This window comes from Kitasatospora sp. NPDC085879 (genome assembly GCF_040686255.1).
GTDB lineage: Bacteria > Actinomycetota > Actinomycetes > Streptomycetales > Streptomycetaceae > Kitasatospora.
Genome location: NZ_JBFBJZ010000055.1, coordinates 22,941 through 44,050, shown reverse-complemented (window position 1 = coordinate 44,050; position 21,110 = coordinate 22,941). Strand labels below are relative to the sequence as shown.

The following is a 21,110-nucleotide window of genomic DNA, read 5'->3' as shown; positions in this document are numbered from 1 at the left end:
CTGGCGGGAGTCTGGCCCGGTCGGGGGGCGGTGTCAAAGGACAGCCGTGGGGCAGGACTTGGACTTTTGTCGCTGGTGGGGCGGGTTTCGGGGAGCCGTGCGGGGAGCGTGGGCGCACCCCTTGACACCCTCCGGCGGGCGCTGCCACGGTGTGCTCGAAGCTGCTTTCAACAAGCACTTTACGAGCAACTTCGCGCATGATCGTTGAGCAGCGTCGCGCATCACGCGCACTCGGCAGCACCGCGGGTGGGCCCCGGCGCTGCCCCGCACCGATCCCCCCACCGATCCACCCGCCGTTCCCCCACCCGTGCACCGCCACGGAAGGAGCCCTCGTGCCCGCTCCCCTGCGCAGCGCCTTCGCCGCCGGGCTGGCCGCCGCCGCCCTGGCATCGGCGACCGCCACCGCTCCCCCGTCCGCCGCCGCGCCGCCCGCCGGCACCACGTACACGGTCGGTGTCTCCGCGCCGGTCACGTACACCCATCCGACCGACACTCCGGCCGCGGTCTTCACCGACAAGGACGGCACCTTCTGGTTCCAGCAGTCGGCCGCGCTGTACGGCGCGAGCGACCCCCGCTACTGGGACTTCTTCACCGGCACGGACTTCGACACCGCCACCCGTTCGTCCGCGGTCAGCAACGCGGTGAACCCGGCCAACGCGAACGACCGGAACAACGACACCACCTGGCGCTGCAACAACAGCCCGACCGGCCTCACGGCCACCGCCGCGGCGGGCTCCACGGGTTACGCGCACAAGAACTACTGCGACCTCTCCGGCGTCTGGGTCGACCCGGACACCGGCGACTGGTACGGGCTGGTGCACAACGAGTTCACTCCGCAGCCGTTCGGGGACGGCCTGCACTTCGACGCCATCGACTACGCGGTCTCCACCGACCAGGGCCGGACCTGGTCGATCCGCGACCACGTCATCACCTCGCCGTACAGCACCGCCCGCGGCGACACCGCGCAGTTCCCCAACCAGACGTACTACTACGGCGACGGCGACCAGCGGCTGTTCGTCGACACCGCCTCGGGGTACTTCTACGTCTTCTACGGCTCGCGCGTGGTCGACAAGTCCGGCGGCTGGAAGGCCTTCCACGAACACGTGGCCCGCGCGCCGATCTCCGCGAAGATGGCGCCCGGCTCCTGGCAGAAGTGGTACGACGGCGCCTGGACACAGCCGGGCACGGGCGGCCGGGAGAGCAACATGGTGCCCGTCGACGCGTCGAGCACGACCGGCTACACCCCGACGACGGGCGAGTACGCCCCGGCGAACACCGGCACCTCCGCGCAGCAGATCGCGGCCGGCACGATGCCCGCGACCTCGCCGATGTTCGTCATGGACGTCACGTACAACGCCTACCTCGGTCTGTACATCGGTGAGCCGCAGGCGGTCGACCAGAGCGGCAACGCGCCGCAGCAGTTCTACGCCACCGACAACCTCGCCACCCAGAAGTGGTTCCTGCTGGGCGACACCGGCGGCTACCACACGGCCTCCTGGTACCGCTGGTTCCTCGACGGCGCGAACCGCACCAACTCCACCGTCGTCGGCCGGTCCTTCCGCTCCTACTGCGCGTTCGGCTGCTCGGGCGGCGCCTCCGGTCAGTACGTGAACGTCACCGTCGGCTCCTCGGCGCCGGCCGGGCCGCCCGTCGACCTGTCCAGGTCCTACCGGATCGCGAACGGCGCCGGCCGGGTCCTCGCGCAGGTCTCCGGCGGCTCCACCACCACCTCGGTCGCCTCCGCCACCGGCTCCGCCCTGGAGTCGTGGACCTTCGCGGCCAACGGCGACGGCTCCTACCGGATCGCCAACGCCTCCACCGGCCAGTTGCTCGGGGTGGACTCCGCCGCCGTCTCCGGCCGGGCCTGGGGCGCCCAGCCCACCGCCACCGCGGCGCCCGCGAACGGCCCTGCGGTCGGGCAGCAGTGGTGGGTGATCCCCGGCACCACCACCGCGGGGGCGGCCACCGGCGCCTTCAAGCTGGTCAACCGCTACAGCGGGCTGGTCCTCGGGCTGAGCTCGACGACCGGCCGGCTCGCCGAGACCACGCCCGTCCGGAGCTGGACGGACACCGCCGGCGGCCCGGTCGGCGGCGCCCGCACCGCAGCCGAGCAGACCCTGACACTGACGGCGACCGGCGCGGCGCCGGAGACCGTCACGGTCGGCAACCCCGGCAACCAGTCGACGAAGGTGAACACGGCGGTCTCGCTGCAGCTCACCGGCACCGACTCGGCGGGCAAGGCGCTCACCTTCTCCGCGACCGGCCTGCCCGCCGGCCTCGCCGTCAGCGCCTCCGGCCTGATCAGCGGCACGCCCACCACCGCCGGCTCCTCGACGGTGACGGTCACTGCCTCCTCGGGCACGGCCACCGGCACGACCGCCTTCAGCTGGGCGGTGAACCCGGCCCTCAACGGCAGCCACACTCTCACCGCCTCCGGCAAGGCGCTGGACGACCCGGGCCACTCCACCGTCCAGGGCACCCAGTTGGTCACCTGGGCGCCCAACGGCGGACCCAACCAGAGCTGGGTGTTCACCCAGCAGTCCGACGGCAGCTACCAGGTCGTCAACGGCGAGTCCAACCTCTGCATGGACGTCAAGGACGGCTCCACCGCGGCCGGCGCCCGGGTGATCCAGTGGGCCTGCACCGGCGGCACCAACCAGCGCTGGGTGGTCACCGCCGTCACCGGCGGCTACCGGATCACCTCGCAGAAGAGCGGCCTGCTGCTGACCACCGCCTCCACCGCCGACGGCGCCGCGGTGACCCAGCAGGCGGACACCGGCTCGGCGCTGCAGCGCTGGACCATCGGCTGACACCGCGTCGGCGGAACGGCCACGGGCAGGGCCCCGCGGGGCGGTCGACCGCGGGGCCCTGCCGCACGTCCGTGGCGGCGGGCGCCCGCGTTCAGTCCCGCGGGATGCCGAGGGTGGTGAGCAGGTCCTCGTGGAGCTGGAACCAGACGGCGTGGTACGAGTCGGTGGTCTCCGTCACGGCGGCGAGCTCCCCGGTCTGCGCGCGGGCGAGGGCGTCGGCCAGGCGGTGGCGGTAGCGCCCGAAACGCTCCAGCGCGGCGGACAGCTCGGCGCACACCTCGGTGGCGCGGCGGTCGAGGTCGGTGAGCCGGGCCAGGACGAGCGTGTCGTAGGCGGAGTCCGCGTGGTCGTTGAGGGCCATCGCGCCGTCGACCGGGCGGGTCTGCCAGGCCGTGCAGAGGTCGAGCAGCTCCGGGTTGAGGACGAGGAAGCGCTCGTAGGCCTGCTCGACCGCCGGCCGGGTGCCGGCGGACGCGAGTTCGGCCGCGATCCGTTCGGCGTCGGCCTCCCGGCCCGCCTCGGTCGGACCCCAGCCGCCGAAGGCGCCGGAGATCCGGGTGACCAGGCCGGCCACCGCGAGGTCGATCAGCTCCGATTCGGCGTCGGCCTCCGGGAGACCGGCGGCCGCCGCCACCCGGGCCAGTTCGGCGAATCCGGTGCAGCGCAGGGTGTGGAGTACCAGCAGGTCGGGGCTGGTCCGGTGGGGCAGATCGGGCACGCCCGTATGCTACAGCCGTGACCTGGATCCACCCGCTGTCGGCGGATCTCGCGGAGTCGGCGGAGGTCCTGGGCGGCAAGGCGCACGGCCTGGTGGCGCTGCGGCGGCTCGGGCTGCCGGTGCCGCCGGGTTTCGTGATCGGTACGGCGGCCTGCCGGGCCTTCCTGCGTGAGGGGCGTCTGCCCGACGGCCTCGCCGCCGAACTCGCGGCCGCGGTGGCCGGCCTGGAGGCGGCGACCGGGCGGCGCTTCGGCGGGCCGGAGCGTCCGCTGCTGGTGGCCGTCCGCTCGGGGGCCGAGGTCCCGATGCCCGGCATGATGGCGACGGTGCTGAACGTCGGGCTCACCGAGGACGCCGCGGCGGGGCTGGCCGCCGAGACCGGCGAGCCTGGCTTCGTCCGCGACTGCGGGCAGCGGCTGCTCACCGGACTCTCGGCCGTGCTGGCCGGCCGGGCCGCGGACGCCGGGCCCGCCGTCGACGGCACCGGCACCGGCGCGGTGCCGGCGGACGCGCGGGAGCAGCTGCTGCGGGCGGTCGGGGCCGTGTTCCGGTCCTGGGACTCGCCACGGGCCCGGACGTACCGCGCGCTGAACGGTGTCCCGGAGGGCCTCGGCACCGCCGTCACCGTCCAGGCGATGGTGTTCGGCAACCGCGACGGGCGCAGCGGCACCGGCGTGGCGTTCAGCAGGGATCCGCGCAACGGCGAACCGGGGCCCTGCGGCGACGTCCTGCTGGGCGGTCAGGGCGAGGACGTCGTCTCCGGGGGCGCCGCGGTCCGGCCGCTGGCCGACCTGGCGGGGAGGGAGCCGCGGGTCCTGGCGGAGCTGCGGGGGGCGTTGGAGCGAATCGAGCGGCACTGCCGGGACGCCTGCTACCTGGAGTTCACCTTCGAGTCGGGCCGGCTGTGGCTGTTGCAGATGCGGCCCGGGCGCTTCGCCGGCGCGGCGGGGGTGCGGGTCGCGGTGGACCTCGCCGACCGCGGGGTGATCGGGCGGTCGGAGGCCCTGCTCAGGGTCGCACCCGGGCAGCTGCGGGCTGCCGGTGCGCCGCGGATGGCGCCCGTCGGCGGCGGGGGGCTGCTGGCCCGCGGTCTGGGTGCGTCCCCGGGTGTGGCGGCGGGGCGGGTGGCGGTGACGGCAGACGCGGCCGTCCGGATGGCGGCGGACGGGCCGGTCGTGCTGGTGCGTCCGCAGACCTCGCCGCTGGACCTGCACGGCCTGGCGGCCGCCGCGGGTGTGGTGACGGCCCTCGGCGGGCCGGCGAGCCATGCCGCGGTGGTGGCACGGTCGATGGGCCGGCCGGCCGTGGTGGGTGTGGCCGGGCTGGTGGTCGACGTGCCGGGCGGTCGCCTGCGGGTCGGCGGGCGGACGGTCGCGGAGGGCGCGGTGGTCACCGTGGACGGCACCGGTGGCGAGGTCGCGCTCGGTGCCCGGCCGGTCGTGGCGGCCGCGGAGGACCCGTATCTGCGGCGCTTTCTCGGCTGGGCCGACGAGGTCTCCGGCGGTGGCTCGGCGCACGGGGGTGCGGTGGAGCGTCTCGCCGCGGCGCACGCCGTCCTGCGTCCCGGGATGTGACGGCCGGGGGGGACGGGAACGGGCCCGGCCGCGGGTGCGGCCGGGCCCGTCCTGTTCGACGTGCCTGTCAGCTGGTCTGGATGGCGGTGTCGTCGATCACGAAGCTGGTCTGCAGCGAGGAGTCCTCGACGCCGTTGAACTTCAGGGTGACGGACTGGCCGGCGTAGGCCGACAGGTCGACGGTCTTCTGGCTGTAGCCGGTCGCCTTGTTGAGGTTCGACCAGGTGGCGACGGTGGTGCCGTTGACGGTGACGGTCAGCTTGTCGTACGCGGTGGAGGTGGTGGTCTCCGCCGTGTCGACGTGCAGCCAGTAGCTGAGCGTGGCCTTGCAGCCGGCCGGGATCGTGACGGTCTGCGCGGCGCTGTCCGTGTGGCTGGAGCCGTAGCCGTTCAGCCAGGCCTTCCAGGAGCCGGAGTGGGCGGCCTGGGAGGCGGAGTTGTCGACGACGCCGCTGCTGGTCGTCCAGGGGGCGGCGGTGCCGGTCTCGAAGCCGGCGTTGCCGAGCAGTTGGGCCGGGGTGCAGGTGCCGCCGGTGGTGGTGACCGTCCAGGTGAAGCTGGTGGTGCCGGTCTTGTTGGCGGCGTCCTTGGCGGTGACGGTCACGTTGTAGGTGCCGGCGGCGGTCGCGGTGCCGGTGATCTTGCCGGAGCTGCTGATGGACAGTCCGGTCGGCAGGCCGGTGGCGCTGAAGGTGAGCGGGGCGGTGCCGCCGGAGGCCGAGATCTGCAGGTTGGCGGTGCCGTTGACCACCGTGCTCTGATTGCCCGGGTTGGTCACCGTGACGGCGCCGCTGCCGGCGGGCTTGGTGAGCAGGCAGCCGGCGACGTTGAGGTCGATCGCCCGTCCCGTGCCGAGGCAGGTGGTGAACCAGTAGGTCTCCTCACCGTAGCTCTGGCCCTTGGTGGCGGTGGTGGTGCCGTCGGCGGCCACCTCGCACGGGTTGTTGAGGGTGCACATGGCGCCGTCGTCGTTGCCGGTGTTGTTGATGCCGACGACCTTCTTGGAGGCGGCGTCGACGATCGGCGAACCGGAGGTGCCGTGCGTGGTGTTGCAGCCTGCGCTGTAGCGGAGCGAGTCGTGCCAGGTCCACTCGTCCTCGCGCAGGGTGGCGACGAAGCCGTTGATGGAGCAGTTCCAGGTCTGCTTCCAGTACGAGGACGGTATGAACATCGACGAGCCGTCGACCGGGTGGGTGTCGCTGATGGTCAGCGCGGTGACGCCGTACTTGCTGCCGATCGAGGAGAAGGTGTCGGTCAGCTGGTAGAGCGCCACGTCGGTGCCGGTCATGGTGGCGTACAGCACCTTGTCGGCCTGGACGGTGCCGAGCGAGGAGCCGGTGCCGCTGAGCAGGGTGCCGCTGCGACTGGCGGTCTGGTTCTGGATGACCACGCCCGAGGCGGGCATGGTGGGCAGGCAGTGGCCGTTGGTGAGCATCATCGCGCGGTCGGTGTCGACCGATGTGGGGTACCGGACGAGCGAGGCGGAGCAGTTGCTCAGCGCGATGGTGGCCGTCAGATCGCCCGCCTGGACGGCGTGGGCGGGCGCGGCTGCCGCGGTCAGGGTGCCGGCGGCGACCGCGACCGCGCCGATTCCGGCGGCGAGTCCCTTGAACATGGGGTCTCCTTGTGGGGGATGTGCCGAACGCGCGACCGGTTGCGCACGCGGGCCGCACGAACCTGCCATGGCCGCTTCAAGAGGGTCAACCACCCGGGCGGAAAAGGCCGTTCGGCGGGGCCACCGGGCCGCGCCGAGCTGCGCGAAGTGGCCACGCCCATATCCGGACGACTCCCGCCCAGCCCGCCGCATCCGGACGCCCGCCGCCGGACCGCAACCGCCCGGACGGGCCGGAGCGGCGCGGTCTTCGCCCTGCTCGGCCCCGTCCGGCGGGCCCGCAGAGGTCCAGACCCCGGCCCGCACGGCAAGATTGGCCGGAAATCGATCTCGTGCGCGGAACGTGCCGACGCCGCGGTGGTGGTGCCGAGCACCGCCCGGCCGATGAAAGGATCGGGGCATGGTCGAACGAGTCATTGCAGCCTGCGACGGTGCCGCCAAGGGGAATCCCGGTCCTGCCGGATGGGCCTGGGTCCTGGCCGACACTGAGGGCGCCCCGCAGCGCTGGCAGTCCGGCGCGCTCGGGCGCAGCACCAACAACATCGGTGAACTGACCGCCCTGGAGCGGCTGTTGTCCGCCACCGACCCGGCGGTCCCGTTGGAGGTGCGGCTGGACAGCACGTACACCAGGGACGCCGTGACCAAGTGGCTGCCGGGCTGGAAGCGCAACGGCTGGCGGACGGCCTCGGGCTCCCCGGTGGCCAACAAGGAGCTGATCCAGCGGATCGACGCGCTGCTCGCCGACCGGGACGTCGCCTTCGTGCACGTGGCCGCGCACCAGGTGGACGGCGACCCGCTGAACGCCGTCGCCGACAAGGCCGCCAGTGACGCCGCGCGCACCCAGCAGGGCGCCGAGGGCACCGCGGCCGACCTGCCGGAGCCCGATCCGGTGGCGGAGCGGCCGGCCCGCGCCCCGCGCCGGCCCCGGACCTCCCGTCCGGCCGCGTCCGCGGGGACGGGCGCCGGCTCCGCGCCGGCCGGCTCGGGCCGCCGCACGCTGGCCGCGCGCTTCGCCGGCACCTGCCCGTGCGGTCGCGGGTACGGGCGGGGCGAGACCATCACCCGGGTCGGCGAGAGCTGGGGGCACCCGGACTGCGCGTGAGCGCCGGGCGGCGACCGCGGGGCGGTCATCCGCCCGCGGGCAGCGGCGCGGGCGCGGCGTAGCATCGGGAGCACCGGGACCAGCAGGGGCGGAGAGTCCGATGAGTACCAATCCCGCAGAACACCGGCCGGCCGACGCGGACCCCGAGTCCGCCTTCGAGGCCTCGCCTGTCCACCACCGCCCGTCCGCGCACAAGCCGGCGGACGACCTGTACGGCGGCGACGACGACCTCGTCGGCCCGTCGTCCACGGTCTACCCGCACCCGCCGACCAAGGACGACGAACCGGACTGAGCCGGGGGCGCCGCTCCCGCGCCGCCTGCGCGGGGGCTCGGTGCAGCGTGCCCGGACGGGCCGGAAACCGCAGGTGGGGAGGCCCGGTGCGACCCGGCCGCGGGGCGTCACCGATCATGGGGGGCGTTCCTGTGCGGCGGGTGGAGAGGTGTCCGGGTGTATTCGTGGCGGCGGTGTCTGGTCGAGGCCGGGGTGGACGGTGTCGGGCGTCCCGCCGACGTGGCCGGTGTCGGGCGTCCCGTCGACGGTGCGGGCGGTGCGGCGCACGCCCGGGACTACGCGGCGGCCGCCCGGTTCCTGCGCCGCCGGGAGCCCGCCCTGTTCGCGGCGGTCCGGCTGCTGGGCGTCCCGGCGTACCAGCCGCACGCCGTCGCCGGCTACGCCTTCGCCTGCTGGACGGACGACCTCTGCGACCGGGGCGCGCCCGAGGTCCGCGCCGAGCGCTTCGCCCGGTGGCGGGAGCAGGTCCGCGCGGCGACGGCCGGTGGGGCGTGCTCGCAGCCGCTGGCCCGCGCCTTCGCGCACTCCGCGCGGCTGCGCCGGCTGCCCGGGCACTGGATCGAGGACTACCTGGCCGGTGCCGGGGCGGACCTGGTGTTCACCGGCTTCGCCGGCGAGGCGGACCACCAGGACTACATCGACCGGCTCTCCTGGCCGTTCACGATGCTCACCGCCGGACTGGTGCACGTCGGCGGCGGGGACGAGCGGTACACCGCGGCCGGACGGGCGCTCGCCGACGCCTGGCAGCGGCTGGACTTCCTCATCGACCTCGCCGAGGACCTGCACGGGGGCCGGCTGTACCTGCCCGAGCAGACCCTGCGGGACCACGGGGTGACCCGGGCGGAGCTGGCGGCCGGGCGGCGCACCGACGGCGTGGAGCAGCTGGTGGCGCACCTCGCGGACCTCGCGGAGAAGGCGCTGCTGCAGGCCGACGCGATCCTGGAGGTGCCCGCGGAGTACCGGCCGCTGAGCCGGATGGCGCTGCGGCTGGCGCGCCGGCGGCTGGCGGCGGTCCGCCGGGCCGGGGCGGGCATCGTGGAGGGCCCGGTGCGGGACTCGGCGTGGGGGCTGCTGGGCCTGCTGGCCGCGGCCCGGCGCCCGGACGACCGGGAGCTCGAGCACGACCGGCTGGCCGGCCGTCCGACGCCGGGTCGGGACTGACCGCGCCCTCGGCCGCCCTCCTCGGCCGCCGCCGCCCGGCACGGACGGCGGCGACCCCGGGGCGGCGAGACCGGTCCCGGCCTGGGCTCAGCGGCGGCGGCGGTGCAGCGGCACGGCCCGGACCAGGGCGTTCAGGACGTGGTCCGCGGTGTCGCGCGGCGGCTCCTCCATCAGATGGGTGAGCAGCCGGGCGAGCGAGGCGATGAGGCCGGGCCGGGCCATCACGTACTGGTTGAGGATCGGCCGGTAGCCGAAGCGGCTGAACACGAGGTCGCCGGCGGTGTTGCCGAGCCGGTAGTACCGGCCCCAGCGGCGCCGCATCTCGGCCGGGTAGCGGTGCAGGGCCTGCTCGCGCCGGTATCCGTCCGGGCGGGTGAGGGCCAGCACGACGGTGTCGGCGGCGACCTCGGCGGCCTCCATGGCCTGGGCGATGCCCTCGCCGCTCCAGGGGCTGATCATGCCGGCGCTGTCGCCGACCAGCAGCAGGCCGCGGCTGTACTGGGGGTGGCGGTTGAAGCCCATGGGCAGGGCGGCGCTGCGCAGCGGCGAGTCGGCGCTCTGCTCGTTGAGGTCCCACTGGCGGGGCAGCCGGGCGAGCCACTGGTCGAGGGTGGCGCGCAGGTCGGTGCCGGTGCCGTCGCGGTGCGGCAGGGCGCCGAGACCGACGTTGACCCGGCCGTCGCCCAGCGGGAAGATCCAGCCGTAGCCGGGCAGGTCGCGGCCGGTGCGGGCGCAGCGGAGGTCGGCCCACAGCTCCAGGTACTCGTCCTTGGAGAGCTCGTCGTTCAGGTAGTAGCGGCGGGCGGCGGTGGCGAGCGGGCGGCCCGCGTCGCGTTCGAGGCCCATGGCGAGGGCGGTGCGGGCGGAGGCGCCTTCGGCGGCGATGACGAGCGGGGCGCGGTAGGTCACCGGTCTGCCGTCGGGGCCGGTGGCGGTGACGCCGGTGATCCGTCCGGCCCGGTCGGTGAGCGGGCCGGTGGCCTTGACGCCGAGGCGCAGCCGGGCGCCGGAGGCCTCGGCGTGCCGGGCGAGGATGTCGTCGAAGTCGTGGCGGCTGCGGGTGAGGCCGAAGTCGGGGTAGCGGCCGAGGTCGGGCCAGTCGATGGTGACCTGGCGGCCGCCGCAGACCCAGCGCATGCCGCGCGAGCGGGTCCAGCCGGGTGCGTCGATGTCGAGGCCCATGCGGAGGAGCTGGTGGACGCCGCGCGGGGTCAGGCCGTCGCCGCAGACCTTGTCGCGCGGGAACTGGCTCTTCTCCAGCAGCAGGACGTCCACGCCGGCGCGGGCCAGGTGCACGGCGGTGGACGATCCGGCGGGCCCGGCGCCCACCACGATCACCTGGGCGTCCTCGGCGGCGGGCGGCTCGTGGGACGCGGGGGCGGTGTCCGCGGCGGTGGTCTTCCGGGTGTCGAGGGGCTTCCGGGTGGCAGGGGTCTGCGGCGTGTCGGGGGTCTGCGGGGTGGCGGGGTTCTGCGGCGTCGGCGGGTTCTGCGCCGGTGGCATCACTGTCTCCTCCTGAGTGCGCCTGTGCACCGTGCGAATGCCTCATCCCTACCCACCGGAGCGGCGCACCGCGCGCAACCCCGCCGGGCCGTGCGGGTGACACGCCGACCCGGGTGGACCTGCGCCGCCCAGGACGTCTACATTCTCGTAGACGTGCGGGCGGAGGCCCGCCCGCAGGGAAAGATCCGGGAAGGGTCCACGTGAGCGTGATCACCGTCGGTCAAGCCGTCGTCCTCGGCGTGGTGGAGGGAGTGACGGAGTTCCTGCCGATCTCCTCCACGGGCCATCTGAAGATCACCGAGGGCCTGATGGGCATCCCGGTGGACGACAAGTCGGTGGTCGGCTTCACCGCCGTCATCCAGGTCGGCGCGATCGCGGCCGTGCTGCTGTACTTCCTCAAGGACATCACCCGGATCGTCGGCGCCTGGGGCCGCGGCCTGGTGAACAAGGAGGAGCGGTACCACCACGACTACAAGTTCGCCTGGTGGGTGATCTACGCGACGATCCCGATCGTGGTCGTCGGCCTCGCCGCCAAGCCGCTGATCGAGGGCCCGCTCGCCTCCCTGTGGGTGGTCGCCGGCTCGCTGATCGTCGGCAGCGCCGTCATGTGGGCGGCCGACCAGATGAGCCGCCTCAAGCGCGGCGAGGACGACACCGGCCTCAAGGACGCGATGATCGTCGGCTCGGCCCAGATCCTCGCCCTGCTCTTCCCCGGCTTCTCCCGCTCCGGCGCCACCATGTCGGCCGGCCTGATGCTCGACCTCGAGCGGGTCGCCGCCACCCGGCTCTCCTTCTTCCTCGGCATCCCGGCCCTCACCGGCGCCGGCCTGTACGAGCTCAAGGACGCGCTCGGCGCCGGCGTCGACCCGCTGCCGCTCGTCGTCGGCACCGCGGTCTCCTTCGTCGTCGCCTACGCCTCGATCGCCTGGCTGCTCAAGTACGTCGCCAAGCACTCCTTCAACGCCTTCGTGGCGTACCGGATCGTCATCGGCGTCCTGCTCTTCGGCCTGCTCGGCACCGGCGTCCTCAGCGCCTGAGCCGTCCGCCGCACGGGCGGCCGCCCACCAGTGGGGCGGCCGCCCGCACCATGTCCGCACCGCACCACCGTCGGGCACCGCACCGACACCGCCACCGGCCGTCGCCGCGCCCGGCCGCGCGCGGCGACACGTAGCCTGGAGACCGGAGCCGCCGCCACGGCCCCGGGCGCGGCCGAACGGGGAGAGGGGAACACCGGGAATGTCCGACGCCGCAGCGAGCAGGCGCCCGCACGGGCAGCTCGAGTCCGACGTACTGGCCGTCCTCTGGGCGACCGACGCGCCGCTCAGCCCGGGCGAGGTCAACGACGCCCTGGGCGGGGCACTCGCCCGCACCACCGTCACCACCATCCTCACCCGGCTGTACGAGAAGGACCTCGTCCGCCGGGAGCGGGCCGGCCGCGGCTACGTCTACGCCGCCGCCCAGGACGCCTCGGGCATCGTCGCCACCCGGATGCACACCGAACTCAGCAAGGGCGCCGACCGCGACAGCGTGCTGCGGCACTTCGTCTCCACCCTCAGCCCCGGCGACGAGGCCCTGCTGCGCAGCCTCCTCGCCGACGCCGGCGGCGCCCCGGAGCGGACGTGAACACGCCCGCGCTGGCCGCGCTCGTGCTGCCGTGGCTCGCCGCGCCGGCCGTCCGCGCCCTCGCCGCCCGGCTCACGCCGCGCTGGGCCGCGCTCGCCGTCGCCGGCTGCGCCGCGCTGCTCGCCGCGGGCACCGCGGTCGGCCTGTCCGTGCTCGTCCTCGCCGGGCTGCTGCACCTGCCCTGGCTGGCCGCCGCCGGACGCCTGCCGGCCGCCTGGCTGGCCGCCACCTCCCCCGCCGCCGTGCCGACGGCCGCCGCGGCCGGACTCCTGCTGGCCGCCGTCACGGTCTCGGCAACCCGTGCCCTGGCCGCCCAGCGCGGCCAGCTGGCCGCCGCCCGCCGCGCCGTGGCCGGCCTCGCCGCCGAGGGTGACACCGTCGTGGTGCCCGATCCGGCCGCCGAGGCCTTCGCCCTGCCCGGCCGGCCCGGCCTGGTCGTGGTCACCTCGGGCATGCTCGCCGCGCTGGACGAGCGGGAGCGGCGCGTCCTGATCGCCCACGAGCGCGCCCACCTGGCCGGCCGCCACCACCTGTTCTCCCGCGCGGTGCACGTGGCCGCCGCCGTCCACCCCGCGCTGCGCGGGCTGCGAGCGCCGCTCGACCTCCACCTCGAACGCTGCGCCGACGAGGACGCCGCCCGCACGGTCGGCGACCGCCCGCTCGCCGCCCGCGCCGTCGCCCGCGGCGCCCTCGCCGCCGCCGACCGCCGCCGGACCGCCCCGCGCGGGGCCGCCCTCCCCGCCGCCGACGCCGGCCCCGTGCCACTGCGGGTCGCCGCCCTGCTCGCCCCCGCCCCGCGGTCCCCCCGCGGCCGCCTGCTGCACCTGATCGTGGCCGGCCTGCTCACCGTCGTCGGCGTGACCGCCGCCGCGGGCCTGGGCTCCGCCTACGACCTCCACGAGTACGTCGAACAGGGCCAGGCCACCACGGCCACGGCCAACCGCTGACCGCACCGGACGCCGGCGCCGAAAACCGGGTGCTGCTGCCGGTGATGCCCTCTATGATGCCCTATGAGCGCGGCCGCGCCGCACCGCTGCCCGCGGGCACCCGCCCTCCGGTGCGTCCAGCGGGAACCGTGGCGCAGGGACGGCTGTGCCTACTGGCAGAACTCCTCGAACGCGGCCGTGAGGTCGGCGGCCAGCTGCTGAGCGTCGCGGCCCTCGATCCGGTGGCGCGGGACGAAGTGGACGAGCTCGCCGTCCTTGAACAGGGCGAACGAGGGATCGGACGGCGGGATGTCGGGGAAGTAGCCGCGCATCTTCGCGGTGGCCTCCAGGTCCTGCTCCGCGAACACCGTGAACAGCCGGTCCGGGCGCTTCTCGCCCTCCAGGGCGATGCGGACCCCGGGGCGGGCCATGCCCGCCGCACAGCCGGTCACGCTGTTGACGGCCACCAGCGTCACGCCGGTGTTCGCCTCGTCCATCGCGGCGTCGACCTCGTCCGCGGTCAACAGCTCCTTGAACCCGATCGAGGTCAGCTCTTCCCTCATCGGCCTGACCAGCAGCGCCGAGTACGGCATCACGGCTCCTCACTGAGCGGGATCGTTTGACCACCGAGCGTATCCGTCGCCGCGCAGCCGCCCCCGCATTCACGGCTGCCGCGCGGCGGGCCGAATCCTGTGCTCCCGGTCCGATCCCCGGTGGGGCCACCACGGCGCCCGGCGGGCGAGGAGTGCGCCGAGGGCGAGCCAGCCGGCGGCGAGCAGCCAGCCGCCGAGGACGTCCAGGGGCCAGTGCACGGAGAGGTAGACCCGACTCAGGCCGACGAGGGCGGCGAGGCCGAGGAGGGCCGCGGCCCACCCCCGGCGTGCCGTCGGCAGCCGGTACAGGGCCCAGGCGAGCAGCCCGAAGGCGGTGGCGGAGGTGAAGGTGTGCCCGGACGGGAAGGAGAAGCCGCTCGCGGTGACGGCCCAGCCCTCGGCGGGCGGCCGGGGCCGGCCGGTGGCGTGCATGATCAGGGCCCGCAGCAGCTGCCCGGTGGCCAGCCAGCCGAGCGGGGCGAGGGCGACGAGCAGTCGGCGCGGTCCGGCCGGCACTCGGCGGGCCGTCAGCAGCCCGGCGGCGAGCACGGCCGCGTAGGGGACGACGGCGCTGCCGAACGAGGTCAGGAAGGCGGCGGCGGAGCGGGCCGGGCCGGGCCGGTGGCCGCCGGCCCATCGTTCGGCGTGCTGCTCCCAGCCGAACGGTGCCATGCCGTGGGCGGCGAGCACCGCGGCCAGGACGGCGAAGCCGGTCCAGGCCCCGACCAGGACCGCCGCGGCCGCGGCATGGGGCCGGGCCGGCCGCGGGGTCTTCGTCGGCGGCGGCTCCTCGTGCTCGGGCAGGGCCGACCGGTCGGCGTCGGCCATCGGCGTCACCGGCCGCTCCGGGCAGCCCGGCGCGATCTGAGGACTTCGACCAGCAGCGGGGTCAGCGAGACCAGGACGACCGCGGCGACCATCGGCAGCAGGTAGCGGTCGACGTTCGGCACCGAGGAGCCGAGCGCGTAACCGGCGAGCACCAGGCCGACCGTCCAGACCAGGCCGCCGACGGTCTGCCAGAGGGTGAAGGTGCGGGTGCCGACGCCGAGTGCGCCGGCCACCGGGTTCAGCACCGTCCGCACGACGGGCACGAAGCGGGCGAGCACGACCGCCTTGCCGTGTCCGTAGCGGGCGAGCAGCCGTTCGGCGCGTTCGGCGCCCTCGTGCAGCTTGCGGCTCCGGGAGCGCTGCAGCAGCGCCCGGCCGCCGCGCCGGCCGATGAGGAAGCCGGTCTGGGCGCCGAGGAGGGCGCCGGCGACCGCGGCGGCGAGCACCTGGCCGAGGTCGAGCCGGACGGTCCCGCCGGCGCCGGGGGCGGCGAGCAGGCCGGCGGTGAACAGCAGGGAGTCGCCGGGCAGGAAGAACCCGACCAGCAGCCCGGTCTCGGCGAACAGCACGACGGCGATGCCCAGCGCGCCGAAGGCGCCGAGCAGGGAGCCGGCGTCCAACACGTTGACGGCAAGGGACGACATTCAGGCCACGCCTCTCCGGGAGCATGCCGCGGGACGGCCCACCGCCGCACTCTGTCTACATCAATGTAGACGATCGGGGCGGCGGGCCGCAGCCCGGGGCGGCGCGTCAGAGGTGGACCACCCGGACGGCACCCGCCGGCACCTCCAACTCGCCGTCGACCAGCAGCCCGGTGAGCAGTTCCATGCCCGCGCCCGGCAACGGCACGCGGGCGTCGGCCGCGCCGTGGTTGATCGCGAAGAGGTAGCGGCCGAGCTCGCCGATCCGTTCCACCACCTCGACCTCGTGGGGCAGCCTCCGCTCCGGCAGGCCGGCGTCGGCGCAGACCCGGGCCAGCACGGCGTCCAGCCCGGCGGCGTCGAGGCGGGTGGAGAGGTACCAGGCGCTGCCCCGGCCGAGGGCGTGGCGGGTGATCGCGGGCCCGCCGGCGGCCGGCCCGCCGCCGTAGCTCCACTGCGTCTCGGCGCCGCGCGGCACGACGAACTCCGACCAGGAGCCGGCGGACAGCGTGCCGGCCGGCCCGTCCAGGCGGACCGTCCGCCCCTCGGGCAACGGCGCGAACTCCTCGACGGTCAGGCCGAGGACCTCGCGCAGCGCGCCCGGGTACGGGCCGGGGTGGACGGTGTCGTGCTCGTCCACGATGCCGGAGAAGTGGCCGACGGCGAGGGTGCCGCCGCCCTCGACGTAGCGCCGCAGGTTCGCGCCGGCGGCACCCGTCATCAGGTAGAGCGCCGGGACGAGGACCAGCGGGTACCCGGAGAGGTCGGCCTCGGGGTGGGCGAAGTCGACGGTGAGGTGGCGGTCCCAGGCGGCGGCGTACCAGGCGTCGGCCTGGGCGCGGGCGTCGAGTTCGACGCTGGGCCGCCATTCGAGCCGCTGCGCCCACCAGGACTGCCAGTCCCAGAGGATCGCGGCGTCGGAGACCACCCGGCTGTCGCGGACACTGCCGAGCGAGCCGATGGCGGCGCCGAGGGCGACCACCTCGCGCCAGATCCGGCTGTCGGTTCCGGCGTGCGGCAGCATCGCGGAGTGGAACTTCTCGGCGCCGTACCGGGAGGCCCGCCACTGGAAGAACATGGCGCCCTCGGAGCCGCGGGCGATGTGCGCGAGGCTGTTGCGGGCCATCTCGCCGGGATGCTTGGGGAGGTTGCGGGGCTGCCAGTTGACGGCGCCGGTGGAGTGCTCCAGCAGCAGCCACGGGCGGCCGCCGGCGACCGAGCGGGTGAGGTCGGCGGACATCGCCAGGTTGACGTGGTTCCGGGGCGCCTCGGCGACCAGGTAGTGGTCGTTGGCGACGATGTCCACCTCGCGGCCCCACGCCCAGTAGTCCAGGGACTCGCACTGGGAGAGCGCGGTCATGAAGTTGGTGGTGACCGGGATGCCGGGGGCGAGGCGGTGCAGGATGTCCCGTTCGCGCCGGAAGTTGTCCAGCAGGGTGTCGCTGGTGAACCGCGCCCAGTCGAGCTGCTGGGCGGGGTTGCCCGCGGTGGGGGTGAGCCGGGGCGGCCGGATCTCCTCCCAGGCGCCGTAGCGCTGGCCCCAGAAGGCGGTGCCCCAGGCCGCGTTGAGCTCGCCGAGGCCGGTGTAGCGCTCGCGCAGCCAGCGGCGGAAGTCCTCGGCGGAGGTGTCGCAGTAGCAGGCACCGACCGGCACGCCGTACTCGTTGTGGACGTGCCAGAGGGCGAGCGCCGGGTGGTCGGCGTAGCGCAGCGCGATTTGCTCGGTGATCGCGGCCGCGGCCTGCCGGTAGGCGGGTGAGCTGTGGCAGATGGCGCCGCGGGAGCCGATCTCCAGGCGGACGCCCTCGCGGGTGACGGGCAGCGCATCGGGGTGCGCGCGGTAGAACCAGGCCGGGGGCACCACGGTGGGGGTGCCGAGGTCGACCCGGATGCCGGCGGAGTGCAGCAGGTCGAGGAGGCGGTCTAGCCAGCCGAAGTCGTACCGGCCGGGCCCGGGCTCCAGCAGGGCCCAGGAGAAGATCCCGACGCTGACCATGGTGACGCCGGCCTCGCGCATCAGCCGGACGTCCTCCTCCCAGACCTCCTCGGGCCACTGCTCGGGGTTGTAGTCGCCGCCGTAGGCGAGGGCGGGCAGCCCGACCGGCCGGCGGCGCCGTTCGGCGGGGGCGGCGGCCGCGGCCGGAATGGTGTCGCGGGTCAGCGGGTGGTCCATCGGAACTCCATGAGCGCTTGTTGTGCACGTACACAGCATCCTGGGCGCTGTGTTTCGGCAAGATAACCGTACGAGGTGAGGGATTGACAAGTGTCGTCCGGGTTTCCGTACTGTGAACGTGCACAGCGGCGGTCCAGGCAGCTCAGGAGCCCGGCGCCGCTCCTGCGTCCCCCACCCCGCACCCGTGATCCCCAGGAGGATCCATGCACCGTCGGCTTGCCCTCGCCTCGGCCGCCGCGCTCTGCGGCACCCTCGTCCTGACCGCCTGCGGCAGCAGCGGCGACTCCGGTGACACCGAGGCCGCCGCCGGGCCGGTGAAGCTGACCTTCTGGTCCTGGACGCCCAACATGGACAAGGTCGCGGCGCTCTGGAACACCTCCCACCCGGACATCCAGGTGTCCGTGCAGAAGCAGGCCTCCGGCGACGACCTGGTGACCAAGACCATCACCGCGGCCAAGGCCGGCAACGCCCCGGACCTCGTCCAGGTCGAGTACCAGGCGCTGCCCACCCTCGTCAGCAACGACGTGCTGGCCGACATCGCCAAGCGGGCCGGCTCGGCCGAGGGGCAGTTCGCGGCGGGTGTCTGGCAGCAGGTCACCCTCGGCTCGGACGCCGTCTACGCGATCCCCGAGGACACCGCCCCGCTCGCCTTCTACTACCGCACCGACCTGTTCGACCGGTACGGCCTGAAGGTGCCCGCGACCTGGGCGGAGTTCGCCGACGCGGCCCGGCAGTTGAAGCAGAAGGACCCGTCGAAGTCACTGACCACCTTCTCCGCCAACGACCCCGGCCTGTTCGCCGGCCTCGCCCAGCAGGCCGGCGCCAAGTGGTGGACGGCCTCCGGCGACGCCTGGAAGGTCGCGATCGACGACGACGCCACCAAGAAGGTCGCCGACTTCTGGGGCGGCCTGGTCGCCGAGGGCGCGGTCGACAACCAGCCGATGTACACCCCGGCCTGGAGCAAGGCCCTCAACGACGGCAGCCAGATCGCCTGGGTCTCCGCGGTCTGGGCACCCGGCGTCTTCACCTCCTCCGCGCCGGACACCAAGGGCAAGTGGGCGATCGCCCCGCTGCCGCAGTGGACGGCCGGCAACTCGGTCACCGGCAGCTGGGGCGGCTCCAGCACCGGCGTCACCACCGGCGCCGAGAAGGCCGGCCACGCCGACGCCGCAGCGCAGTTCGCCACCTGGCTGAACACCGACCCGCAGGCGGTCACCGCCCTGGTCAAGGAGGCCGGCATCTACCCGGCCGCCACCGCCGCACAGACCGGCGGCGCGCTGGCGAGCGCCCCCGAGTTCTTCGCCGACCAGCCCGACTTCTACCCCAGGGCCGCCGAGATCGCGAAGAACACCGCGCCCGCCGCCTGGGGCCCGAACGTGAACGTCGCCTACTCGGCCTTCAAGGACGCCTTCGGCAAGGCCGCACAGAGCAGGTCCGGTTTCCCCGCCGCACTCACCGCCATCCAGCAGGCCACCGTCGCCGACCTGAAGAAGAACGGCTTCACGACCCAGGGCTGAGGCGCGGCGTCCCACAAGGGGCGCGGGGAACCGCGCAGTCCGGGAGTGGCTGCACCGACAGACCGGGCCGACCCCTGGCTCGTACGGTCGCCCGCATCCGAATCGCGCAGTTCCCCGCGCCCCTGGGTGACTCCCCGTCCGCCTCCAAGAACAGCTCCGTGCCCACCGCCCCCGCACACCCCTAGGACCGCCATGGCGTCCCCCTCCGCTGCCCGTCCCACCCGGCGCCTCGCGCCGTACGTCTTCCTCACCCCCGCCGTCGTGCTGTTCGCGCTGTTCTTCGCGCTGCCGATCGGCTACGCCCTCCACCTGAGCCTGCGCGCCGTCAAGGTCAAGGGGCTCGGCCTCGGTTCGCACGCCCGCACCGAGGTCTGGGCCGGGCTGTCCAACTACACCTCGGCCCTCACCGACCCGGAGCTGCTGGCCGGCACCGGACGCACCCTGCTGTACGGCGCCCTGCTGGTCCCCGCCATGCTCGGCGCGGCGCTGCTCCTCGCCCTGCTGCTGGACACCCCGCGGGTACGGCTCGGTGCCTTCTCCCGCCTCGCGATCTTCCTGCCGTACGCGGTACCCGGCATCGTCGCCTCGCTGCTGTGGGGCTTCCTCTACCTGCCGACCGTCAGCCCCGGCTACTTCCTGCTGGACCGGGCGGGCATCGGCGGCCCGGACCTGCTGCACGGCAACGGCCTGTTCGTGGCGCTGGCCAACATCGCGGTCTGGGGCGGCACCGGCTTCAACATGATCGTCATCTACACCTCGCTGCGGGCGATCCCCGCCGAGCTGTACGAGGCGGCCCGGCTGGACGGCGCCTCCGAGCTGCAGATAGCGCTGCGGGTGAAGATCCCGATGGTGGCGCCCTCGCTGGTGCTGACCTTCTTCTTCTCGATGATCGCCACCCTGCAGGTGTTCAGCGAGCCGATGACCCTCAAGCCGCTCACCAACTCGATGAGCTCCACCTGGAGCCCGCTGATGAAGGTCTACCGCGACGCCTTCGTCCAGGGCGACGTCCACTCCGCCGCGGCCACCTCGACGATCGTCGCGCTGGCAACCCTCGTCCTGTCCTTCGGCTTCCTCACACTGGTCAACAAGCGCTCCACGGGGGGCAACTGATATGAGCACCGCCCTGACCGAAGGCCGCCGCACCGCCCCCGCCCCCGGCACGACCCCGGGCAACCCGGTCGCCCCGCCGCGCCGCCGCCCGGCCTGGGGCCCGACCCTGGTGCTGCTGCTCGGCGCCGTCTACTGCCTGGTCCCGATCCTCTGGGTGGTCATGGCGGCCACCAAGAGCAGCAGCGAACTCTTCACCACCTTCACCCTCTCCCCCGGCAGCGGCCTGCTCGGCAACCTCGCCGACCTGTCCGCCTACCGGGACGGCGTCTACTGGCAGTGGATGGCCAACTCCGCGCTCTACGCGGGCGCCGGCGCGCTGCTGTCGGCCGCGCTCTCCGGCGCCACCGGCTACGCGCTCGCCAAGTACCGCTTCCGCGGCCGGACGGCCGTCTTCAACACCCTGCTGGCGGGCGTCCTGATGCCGCCGATCACCCTCGCCGTCCCGCAGTACCTGCTGATGGCCAAGGCCGGCCTGGCCGACAGCTACTGGTCGGTGCTGCTGCCGAGCGTCCTCAGCCCGTACGGCATCTACCTGGCCCGGATCTACGCGGCCGCCGCGATCCCCGACGAGGTCGTCGAGGCGGCCCGGGTCGACGGGGCGCGGGAGTGGCGGCTGTTCCGCAGTGTGGCGCTGCCGATGATGGTGCCGGGCCTGGTCACCGTCTTCCTGTTCCAGTTCGTGGCGATCTGGAACAACTTCCTGCTGCCCTACATCATGCTCGGCGACGACCGGAAGTTCCCGGTCACCGTCGGCCTGTACTCGCTGCTCCAGCAGGGCGCCAACGCGCCGGCGCTGTACACCCTGGTGGTGACCGGCGCGCTGCTGTCGATCCTGCCGCTGATCGCGCTCTTCCTCGGACTCCAGCGGTACTGGCGCATCGATCTGCTCTCCGGGGCCGTAAAGTCCTGACCGTCCGCCAGTCCGCC

General features: G+C 74.3%; 17 protein-coding genes and 2 pseudogenes. 11 read left to right on the top strand and 8 right to left on the bottom strand.

The features are described 5' to 3' along the window. Positions 1 to 332: 332 nt before the first annotated feature. Entirely contained in the window at positions 333 to 2,810 is a 2,478-nt protein-coding gene (locus tag AB0P35_RS31415) for an RICIN domain-containing protein (protein WP_363517593.1), read from the top strand. Between the two features lie 91 nt (positions 2,811 to 2,901). Here the strand turns inward: AB0P35_RS31415 and AB0P35_RS31410 are convergent, their stop codons facing one another. Next, positions 2,902 to 3,528 carry a transcriptional regulator gene (locus AB0P35_RS31410; RefSeq protein WP_363517590.1) on the bottom strand — a complete coding sequence of 209 codons (627 nt, stop codon included), beginning with the start codon at positions 3,526 to 3,528 and terminating at the stop codon, positions 2,902 to 2,904. Between the two features lie 17 nt (positions 3,529 to 3,545). Between AB0P35_RS31410 and AB0P35_RS31405 the strand changes: the two genes are divergently transcribed. Next, positions 3,546 to 5,102, top strand: a complete 1,557-nt coding sequence (locus tag AB0P35_RS31405; RefSeq protein ID WP_363517587.1) for a pyruvate, phosphate dikinase — start codon at positions 3,546 to 3,548, stop codon at positions 5,100 to 5,102. 67 nt (positions 5,103 to 5,169) lie between these two features. Here the strand turns inward: AB0P35_RS31405 and AB0P35_RS31400 are convergent. Beyond that, positions 5,170 to 5,898 (bottom strand): annotated as a pseudogene (locus AB0P35_RS31400) (putative Ig domain-containing protein); the annotation flags it as partial. A 201-nt stretch (positions 5,899 to 6,099) separates the two neighbouring features. Further along, positions 6,100 to 6,537, bottom strand: a pseudogene (locus tag AB0P35_RS31395) (serine protease); the annotation flags it as partial. Positions 6,538 to 7,114: 577 nt separating this feature from the next. Between AB0P35_RS31395 and AB0P35_RS31390 the strand changes: the two are divergent. The 3 genes from AB0P35_RS31390 to AB0P35_RS31380 all read left to right on the top strand — a co-directional run bounded on the left by AB0P35_RS31390 (position 7,115) and on the right by AB0P35_RS31380 (position 9,269). Next, entirely contained in the window at positions 7,115 to 7,816 is a 702-nt protein-coding gene (locus AB0P35_RS31390) for a ribonuclease H (RefSeq protein ID WP_363517584.1), read from the top strand. A gap of 100 nt (positions 7,817 to 7,916) precedes the next feature. Next, positions 7,917 to 8,108, top strand: coding sequence for a hypothetical protein (locus AB0P35_RS31385; protein WP_095878200.1), 192 nt, complete (start codon positions 7,917 to 7,919; stop codon positions 8,106 to 8,108). A gap of 156 nt (positions 8,109 to 8,264) precedes the next feature. Beyond that, on the top strand, positions 8,265 to 9,269 hold the full coding sequence (locus AB0P35_RS31380) for a squalene/phytoene synthase family protein (RefSeq protein WP_363517581.1): 1,005 nt from the start codon (positions 8,265 to 8,267) through the stop codon (positions 9,267 to 9,269). Between the two features lie 87 nt (positions 9,270 to 9,356). Here the strand turns inward: AB0P35_RS31380 and AB0P35_RS31375 are convergent, their stop codons facing one another. Beyond that, the gene (locus tag AB0P35_RS31375; protein ID WP_363517578.1) at positions 9,357 to 10,772 is read right to left on the bottom strand and encodes a geranylgeranyl reductase family protein; all 1,416 of its coding nucleotides are present in this window, start codon (positions 10,770 to 10,772) and stop codon (positions 9,357 to 9,359) included. Positions 10,773 to 10,972: 200 nt separating this feature from the next. Here AB0P35_RS31375 and AB0P35_RS31370 point away from each other — a divergent pair, with 200 nt between their 5' ends. From AB0P35_RS31370 to AB0P35_RS31360, 3 genes are all read left to right on the top strand, one after another. Continuing rightward, positions 10,973 to 11,809 carry an undecaprenyl-diphosphate phosphatase gene (locus tag AB0P35_RS31370; RefSeq protein ID WP_363517575.1) on the top strand — a complete coding sequence of 279 codons (837 nt, stop codon included), beginning with the start codon at positions 10,973 to 10,975 and terminating at the stop codon, positions 11,807 to 11,809. 199 nt (positions 11,810 to 12,008) lie between these two features. Beyond that, the gene (locus AB0P35_RS31365; protein WP_095878196.1) at positions 12,009 to 12,395 is read left to right on the top strand and encodes a BlaI/MecI/CopY family transcriptional regulator; all 387 of its coding nucleotides are present in this window, start codon (positions 12,009 to 12,011) and stop codon (positions 12,393 to 12,395) included. Next, positions 12,392 to 13,342 (top strand): M56 family metallopeptidase, encoded by a 951-nt coding sequence (locus tag AB0P35_RS31360; RefSeq protein WP_363517572.1) that lies wholly within the window; start codon positions 12,392 to 12,394, stop codon positions 13,340 to 13,342. Before AB0P35_RS31365 ends, AB0P35_RS31360 begins: the two co-directional genes overlap by 4 nt. Before the next feature lie 149 nt (positions 13,343 to 13,491). On the opposite strand, the gene AB0P35_RS31355 is transcribed toward AB0P35_RS31360, so the two are convergent. The 4 genes from AB0P35_RS31355 to AB0P35_RS31340 all read right to left on the bottom strand — a co-directional run bounded on the left by AB0P35_RS31355 (position 13,492) and on the right by AB0P35_RS31340 (position 17,556). Next, positions 13,492 to 13,914, bottom strand: coding sequence for a BrxA/BrxB family bacilliredoxin (locus AB0P35_RS31355; RefSeq protein WP_363517569.1), 423 nt, complete (start codon positions 13,912 to 13,914; stop codon positions 13,492 to 13,494). Between the two features lie 69 nt (positions 13,915 to 13,983). Then, a complete protein-coding gene (locus AB0P35_RS31350; RefSeq protein WP_363517567.1) occupies positions 13,984 to 14,742 on the bottom strand; it encodes a phosphatase PAP2 family protein in 759 nt (252 codons plus the stop codon). A gap of 5 nt (positions 14,743 to 14,747) precedes the next feature. Next, positions 14,748 to 15,386, bottom strand: coding sequence for a DedA family protein (locus AB0P35_RS31345; protein ID WP_363517564.1), 639 nt, complete (start codon positions 15,384 to 15,386; stop codon positions 14,748 to 14,750). Positions 15,387 to 15,492: 106 nt separating this feature from the next. Next, positions 15,493 to 17,556 carry a beta-galactosidase gene (locus tag AB0P35_RS31340; RefSeq protein WP_363517561.1) on the bottom strand — a complete coding sequence of 688 codons (2,064 nt, stop codon included), beginning with the start codon at positions 17,554 to 17,556 and terminating at the stop codon, positions 15,493 to 15,495. 203 nt (positions 17,557 to 17,759) lie between these two features. Between AB0P35_RS31340 and AB0P35_RS31335 the strand changes: the two genes are divergently transcribed. The 3 genes from AB0P35_RS31335 (at position 17,760) to AB0P35_RS31325 (ending at position 21,093) form a co-directional block, all read left to right on the top strand. Beyond that, positions 17,760 to 19,073: an extracellular solute-binding protein gene (locus AB0P35_RS31335; protein ID WP_363517558.1), complete on the top strand. Its 1,314-nt coding sequence runs from the start codon at positions 17,760 to 17,762 to the stop codon at positions 19,071 to 19,073. A 192-nt stretch (positions 19,074 to 19,265) separates the two neighbouring features. Further along, positions 19,266 to 20,183, top strand: coding sequence for a sugar ABC transporter permease (locus AB0P35_RS31330; protein ID WP_363517555.1), 918 nt, complete (start codon positions 19,266 to 19,268; stop codon positions 20,181 to 20,183). Between the two features lies 1 nt (position 20,184). Then, entirely contained in the window at positions 20,185 to 21,093 is a 909-nt protein-coding gene (locus AB0P35_RS31325; protein ID WP_363517552.1) for a carbohydrate ABC transporter permease, read from the top strand. Positions 21,094 to 21,110: the final 17 nt, after the last annotated feature.